Consider the following 6,903-nt stretch of genomic DNA (forward strand, 5'->3'; position numbering starts at 1 on the left):
CCTCCACTCCAATCCGAGGAGAGAACATGTCCGATCTGATCACCGCGGATCTCGTCCTACTGGACGAGAATCTCGGCGACACCCGATTCGACGTCATCGCCAAGCTTGCCGAAGCTGTCGTCAAGGCCGGCCGTGCGACCGACTTCGAGCAGCTCTACGCGGCTGCCGAGGCTCGCGAGTCCAAGACCGACACCGGTATTCCCGGCGGCATTGCCATCCCGCACTGCCGCAGCGCCGCTGTCACCGAGCCGACCCTGGCCATGGCACGCCCCAACCCCGCCGTTTCGTTCGGCGCTAAGGACGGCCCCGCCGACCTGATTTTCTTCATCGCTGCACCCGACGGTGCCGACCAGGCCCACCTGAAGCTGCTGTCGACCCTGGCACGCTCCCTCATGAAGAAGAGCTTCACCGCCGCCCTGCGTGAGGCTTCGTCCGCCGATGAGGTCGTGGACCTGGTGAACGGTGCGCTGGGCGTGGGCGAGAAGAAGGCGGAGGCTAAGCCCGCCGAGGCTGCACCTGCCGCCGCACCTGCCGCCTCCGAGAAGGAAGCCCCGAAGGCTTCTGAAAGCGCGCCGGCCGTGAAGAAGATTGTCGCGGTGACCGCGTGCCCCACCGGTATCGCCCACACCTACATGGCCGCCGACGCCCTCAAGTACGCCGCCGAGGAACTCGGCTACGACCTGAAGGTTGAGACTCAGGGCTCCTCGGGCAACGAAATCCTGAGCCAGGCCGATATTGACGCCGCCGACGCCGTGATTTTTGCCGTGTCGGTGAACGTGCGTGACCGCAACCGCTTCGCCGGTAAGCCCTTCGTTGAGTCCCCCGTCAAGCGCGGTATCGACGAGCCGAAGGAAATGATCGCTGAGGCCTTGGCCGAGGCCGAGAACCCGAACGGTGCCCGCGTAGCCGCCGCCGCATCCACCTCCGATGACAGCGCCGGCGCCTCCGAGGGTGCCTGGGGCTCGCGCATCTACAAGGCCGTGATGACCGGTATCTCCTACATGATTCCGTTCGTCGCCGCCGGCGGTATTCTGGTGGCCCTCGGCTTCGTCTTCGAGGCCATCACCATGCCGAACCTTGGCGACGTGGACACCAAGGCAATTCTGGGTTCGGCAACCCTGTTCAACCTGGGTGATGTGCACTGGACCCTGTACCTGGGTGCCGTGCTGCAGACCATCGGTGGCTTTGGTCTGAGCCTGATGGTTCCGGCCCTAGCCGCGTACATTGCGTACGGTCTGGCTCAGCGTCCCGGTATCGCACCGGGCTTCATCGCAGGTTCCGTGGCTCTGGCCGTGAACGCGGGCTTCCTCGGCGGTATCGTCGGCGGTATCCTCGCCGGTCTGATTGCATACGCCCTGGGCACCCTGAAGCTGCCCCGCTGGTTGGGTTCCATGATGCCCGTGGTCATCACTCCGCTCGTGACTTCGCTGGTGACCGGCCTGGCAATGTACCTGCTGCTCGGTGCGCCCCTGGCTTGGGTTATGACCACCCTGCAGGATTGGCTGACCTCCATGTCCGGCGGTTCCGCTCTGCTGCTGGGCCTGATCTTGGGTGCCATGATGGCTTCTGACCTGGGTGGCCCCATCAACAAGGCTGCTTACCTCTTCGCAACCGCCGGCCTGTCCTCGGGTGCGACCGTGAACCAGGAAATCATGGCCGCCGTCATCATCTCGGGTATGGTCCCGCCGCTGGCCATGGCCCTGGCCACCACCCTGCGCCCCAAGCTCTTCAGCGAGGCCGAGCGCGAGAACGGCAAGGCCGCCTGGCTGCTGGGTGCATCCTTCATCTCCGAGGGTGCTATTCCCTTCGCCTCGGCTGATCCCGCCCGTGTCATCCCCTCGACCATTGTGGGTGGTGCCCTCGCCGGTGCCATCTCGATGAGCGCTCACGTGGCCTCTCCGGCACCGCACGGCGGTATCTGGATTATTGGTCTGGCGCAGAACCCGCTGATGTTCTTCGTGGCCGTGCTGGCCGGTACCGTGCTATCGGCTCTGGTGTACGTTGTGCTGAAGTCCATGGGTGCCCGCTCCAAGGCATCCGCCTAAACCGTAGACCTCATCTTCTGATTGACTCGTAACTACAGAGGACAGCGCGAATAGAACGCGTTACACTGTAGAGAACCCACAGATAGGATATGAATTCCATGACTACCTACAAGGGCGTCGGCGTCTACGCCGGTCGCGTGATTGGCCCGGTTCTTCAGATGCCCAAGCCCATTGAAGAGCCCAAGGACGGCCTGCGTCTGAGCAGTGAGACCGCCGAGGCAGCAGCGCAGCGCATCAAGGACGCTTCGGTCCGCGTGAAGGAAGACCTGCTCGCTCGTGCAGAGCACGCTAGCCGTGACGGCAAGGCTGTTCTGAAGTCCACCTCTCAGATGGCTACCGACCGTGCACTCATCAAGAGTGCTATCAAGCTGGTTGAGACCCAGGAGATGGCCCCCGAGCGCGCTATTTGGGAGGCGGCAACCTCCTTCGCTGACCAGATGGCTGCCCTGGGCGGCTACATGGCTGAGCGCGTCACCGACATCCACGACGTTCGTGCCCGCATCGTCGCCGAGCTGACCGGCCAGCAGGCCCCCGGCATCCCCGTTTCTGATGAGCCGTTCATCCTGGCCGCGATCGACCTGGCACCGGCCGACACCGCAACCCTGGACCCCGAGAAGGTTATCGCCCTGATTACCTCTGACGGTGGCCCCCAGGCACACACCGCTATTCTGGCTCGCGGCCTGGGCCTGCCCGCTATTGTGGCGGCCAAGGGCGTGACCGATATTGCCGACGGCACCGTCGTGTACGTGGATTCCAACGAGGGCATCGTTGACACCGAACCCACCGATGCTGACCGCGAGGCAGCCATTAAGTACGCAAACCGCAAGCCCGTCGCCGACTTCGACGGCAAGGGCGTGCTGGCTGACGGCACCCGCGTTGAGCTGTATGCAAACGTTGGTGACGGCAAGTCCGCTGAAAAGGCTGCAAGCCTGAAGGCCGAGGGTGTTGGCCTGCTCCGCACCGAGTTCGGCTTCCTGGGCCACGACGCTGAGCCCTCCATCGAGACTCAGGCTAAGACCTACAAGTCCGTGTTTGACGCATTCCCCGGCAAGCACATCGTGGTTCGTACCCTGGACGCCGGCGCTGACAAGCCCCTGCCGTTCCTGAACGTGAACCCCGAGGAGAACCCCGCACTGGGTGTCCGCGGTTTCCGTACCGACTGGACCGTGCCGGGCGTTCTGACCCGCCAGCTGCAGGCTATCAAGGCCGCTTCGGAGGATTCCGACGCCGACATTTGGGTTATGGCCCCGATGATTTCAACTACCTCCGAGGCTCGCAACTTCGCGAACATGCTCAAGGAGATTGGCCTGCCCGTTCACGGTGTGATGGTTGAGACCCCCGCAGCCGTGATGAACGCCGAGGCAATCCTGGGCGAGGTGGACTTCGTGTCCATCGGTACCAACGACCTGACCCAGTACACCATGGCGGCTGACCGCCTGCTGGGCGATCTGGCTCACCTGAACAACCCCTGGCAGCCCGCAGTGCTGAAGATGATCAAGATGACCGTTGAGGGTGCTCAGCGTGCATCGGTCACCGCCGGCAAGAAGAAGTACGTGAGCGTCTGTGGTGAGGCTGCGGCCGACCCGGCTCTGGCTGTTGTTCTGATTGGTCTGGGCGTTGATACCCTGTCCATGAACGCCGGCGCTATCCCCGCCGTGGCCGCCGTGCTGAAGTCCGTCACCAAGGAGAAGGCACAGCAGATTGCCGCTATCGCCCTGCAGCAGATTTCCTCTGCCGAGGCGAAGGAGAGCGCACGCAAGGCTCTGCCGATTCTGGACGAGCTGGGCCTCTAATCAAGAGTCGCTAGGGTTCGCGGCTTCCTCACCGTCGGATGGTCGCTGAACCGCTCGGCCCATGAGCCGACACACCTACAATGCCGGGTGCAGAGATTATTTCTGCACCCGGCATTTTTATGTTTGTTAGCGCAGGGCTAACCGGTACAATTTATAGGGTAAGGGCGGGTCCTAACGCGCCCCGTTCATCTAGAATAGGTTCCGAGATTATTTCGGTTCCTGAATCAAAGGAGAAACATAATGGCAGAGCGCGAAGCCACTATCGCAAGCCGTGTCGGCCTGCACGCACGTCCGGCAGCAATTTTCGCTGAGGCAGCTGGCGACCTCCCCGTCGAGGTCACCATCGCAGCTAAGGGCGAGCCCGCCGATGAGGCTATGGATGCAGCATCCATCCTGTCCCTGATGTCCCTGGGCGCAAAGCACGGCGATGTTGTCGTTCTTCGTGCTGAGGGTGAGGGTGCTGAAGAGGCTCTGGACTCGCTGGTTAAGATCCTCGAGACCGACCACGACGCTGAGTAATTAACCTCGGCCCCGGCCGGGTTGCCGTATTCCGTCGCCCACGGGTGCGGAAACGAGCACACAATGCGTAAATATCCCGTCACTGAGGTGGCGGGATATTTTGTTGCCCGCGTTCTTCACCGAGGGGAGGCAGACCGCGAACAGCCGAAGAAAACGGGCCGGGCGGAGGGGTGGAGAATTTGATTTCGGGACCTGCTCACGAGGGTGTACCCCTTGCGTCGCTCCCTTGTTAGACTATAGGGGCACTGTCTAAACGGGAGGGGACATTGGCAGAATCGAGGAATACTCCCGCGCCTTCGGAGGTACGAGCCGGAGCGCGGAACGCGTCGCATGCAGGCGAGGCGCAGGCTCAGCCGGGAGAGCCGGATAACACCCGGAATAGCGCCTCGGAAGAGGCCGTCCCCACGGTCACAGCGGGTTACGTCGCAGGCAAGGGCGGGTTTCCCCTGGTCTCCCTCGATCAGGTTGCTGACGAGCGCCTGCGCCGCGTTCTGGCGCAGCAGAACACCTCCGAAGAGACGGGGACCGTGCAGGCGTACGCCGTGAGCGATGTTCTGCACGACGTAGCCGCGCAGGTTGGTATTCCTACCGTCCCGGACGAGGTATCCGCCCCGCAGGAGGAGCCTGCCGAGCTCGACCACGGTGCCCGTACCCTCATTGACCCGTCCCTCACCCCCGAGGATGAACTGGACGCATACCGCGGCGAAGCGCATCCCGTAACTGCCAGCAACGTGGTGACTGAGGCGGCTCTGACGCGCCCCTCCCAGCCGGTTCCCATGACCGGCATGATTCCTCAGGTTCCGAACTCCCAGGCCGCGCAGCGTTACGGCCTCGATACGGCCTCTGCCGCGGTGCCCAAGACCGGCCCCGTCTCGGTGGCGACGACCGCCGTGCCCCTCGTGGGCCGGAACGTACGAGGAGCGCGAGGCCGCGGTACCGGCGGTCGCTGGGGTACGCGCCACCTACGTTCTTTTGTGCGTACCGAGGAGGCGGCTCCCGGCGCACCGCGCGGTGCCGCTCGCATCGCCCAGCGGCAGTTCGTGCCGACCATTCGTACTCAGGAGCACGAGCGCCGTGAGGCCTTCCGTCGCGAGAAGGAATACGCTCGCGATACCCTGAACTTCACCCTGCGTTTGGCGGAGGCGATGTTCCACTACGGTGCCGACGCTATGGACGTGGACTCGGCCATCATCGCGGTCTCTTCCGCGTACGGGCTGGATTCGGTGGACGTTGATATTACCAACCAGTCGGTGACCATCAACTACACCTCGGACCCGGATATCTACATGGAGTCCCGCATTGCCAAGCGCAACGCGAACGCGGACGAGCGCTTTACCCACACGCTTGTGCGCGTGGTGCGTTCTTCTACGGAGAACTATGAGGCGCTCTCCGAGGTGTACGGCCTGATTTACAAAATTACGCGAGGCGGCATGACCCTTGAGATTGCCGACCTAAAGCTGAGCCAGATTACGCACCGACCCAAGCCCTTCCCGCCGCTGGTCGTGTGGCTGGCAAACCTGGCCTGCGCCGCGACGCTGACCGCGGCGCTGGGTGCGAGCTTCTCCACGGCTCTGAGCGCGGCCATCATCTTTATTCCGGTGTACTTGCTGATTCAGTGGCTAAGCTCAATCGGTATCCCGGCGTTCTTCCGCATGGCAGCCAGCGCGGGTCTGATGACCTTCCTGGCGATTTGGCTGGGTGGCGATGGTTCGATTCTGCAGCGTCCGGGGGAACCGATTTCGGCACCCCTGGTGGTTGCAGCGGGCATGATTATGTTTTTGCCAACCCCCCGCCTGGTGGGTGCCGTGCAGGACGCGATTAACGGTTTCCCGGTGACGGCCGCGGGCCGCTTCGTGTCGACGGGCATGAGCTTCTTGGGCCTGGTGGTCGGCATCGCGACGGCTGTGAGTGCCATTAATATTTTCAATGGCCCGACCCTGGATATTGAGCAGCTGCGCTTCCAACCGACGACCCCGCTCGTTGCGTCGTTTTTCTTCCTGATTGCGACGGCGACCTTCGCGATTACCCTGCAGACGAAGCTGGTGAAGGTTGGGTGGCTGATGCTCATCACCACCTGTGGTCTGGCGGCTTATTACAGCTATGACATTCTGGCCGGCCCGAGCACGGGTCGCGGTCCGACGGCGTGTGCGGCGGTTGTGATTGGTGCGTTGAGTACGTATTTTGCGTACCGACTGCACGTGCCGCAGGCCATCTTTTCGATTCCCGCGATTACGTTCCTGCTGCCGGGTCTGTCGTTCTTCCGCGGCATGTACCTGCTGACGGTTGAGACCGACGTGATTCTGGGTATGCAGAACATGATTACGGCGGCCTCGATTGCGGTGGCGATGGCCTCGGGTGTGGCGCTCGGTAATTACACGATGCAGTATCTGCTGCAGCGTTTCACGAAGCCGCGTAACGTTGAACCTTTGGACGCTGTGGCTCCCGAAGCAGCGGATGCGGAATCCACCCCGGCTTAACATGCCTGACGGGATTATATAGCCAATATAGAATATGCGTGGCGGCCCGTGAACCTCAGTTCACGGGCC

4 protein-coding genes are annotated in these 6,903 nt (G+C 62.8%); all 4 read left to right on the top strand.

Features of this window, described 5'->3' with window-relative positions; translation table 11 throughout:
- Positions 1-26 precede the first annotated feature (26 nt).
- The 4 genes from HMPREF2630_RS03805 (at position 27) to HMPREF2630_RS03820 (ending at position 6,834) form a co-directional block, all read left to right on the top strand.
- A complete protein-coding gene (locus HMPREF2630_RS03805; protein ID WP_049343143.1) occupies positions 27-2,045 on the top strand; it encodes a PTS fructose transporter subunit IIABC in 2,019 nt (672 codons plus the stop codon).
- A 98-nt stretch (positions 2,046-2,143) separates the two neighbouring features.
- Entirely contained in the window at positions 2,144-3,838 is a 1,695-nt protein-coding gene (gene ptsP, locus HMPREF2630_RS03810; protein ID WP_049345860.1) for a phosphoenolpyruvate--protein phosphotransferase, read from the top strand.
- Between the two features lie 240 nt (positions 3,839-4,078).
- Positions 4,079-4,357, top strand: a complete 279-nt coding sequence (locus HMPREF2630_RS03815) for an HPr family phosphocarrier protein (protein WP_005504506.1) — start codon at positions 4,079-4,081, stop codon at positions 4,355-4,357.
- Between the two features lie 266 nt (positions 4,358-4,623).
- Positions 4,624-6,834: a threonine/serine exporter family protein gene (locus tag HMPREF2630_RS03820; RefSeq protein WP_049343145.1), complete on the top strand. Its 2,211-nt coding sequence runs from the start codon at positions 4,624-4,626 to the stop codon at positions 6,832-6,834.
- Positions 6,835-6,903: the final 69 nt, after the last annotated feature.

Source organism: Rothia sp. HMSC072B03, from assembly GCF_001809565.1.
Lineage (GTDB): Bacteria > Actinomycetota > Actinomycetes > Actinomycetales > Micrococcaceae > Rothia > Rothia mucilaginosa_A.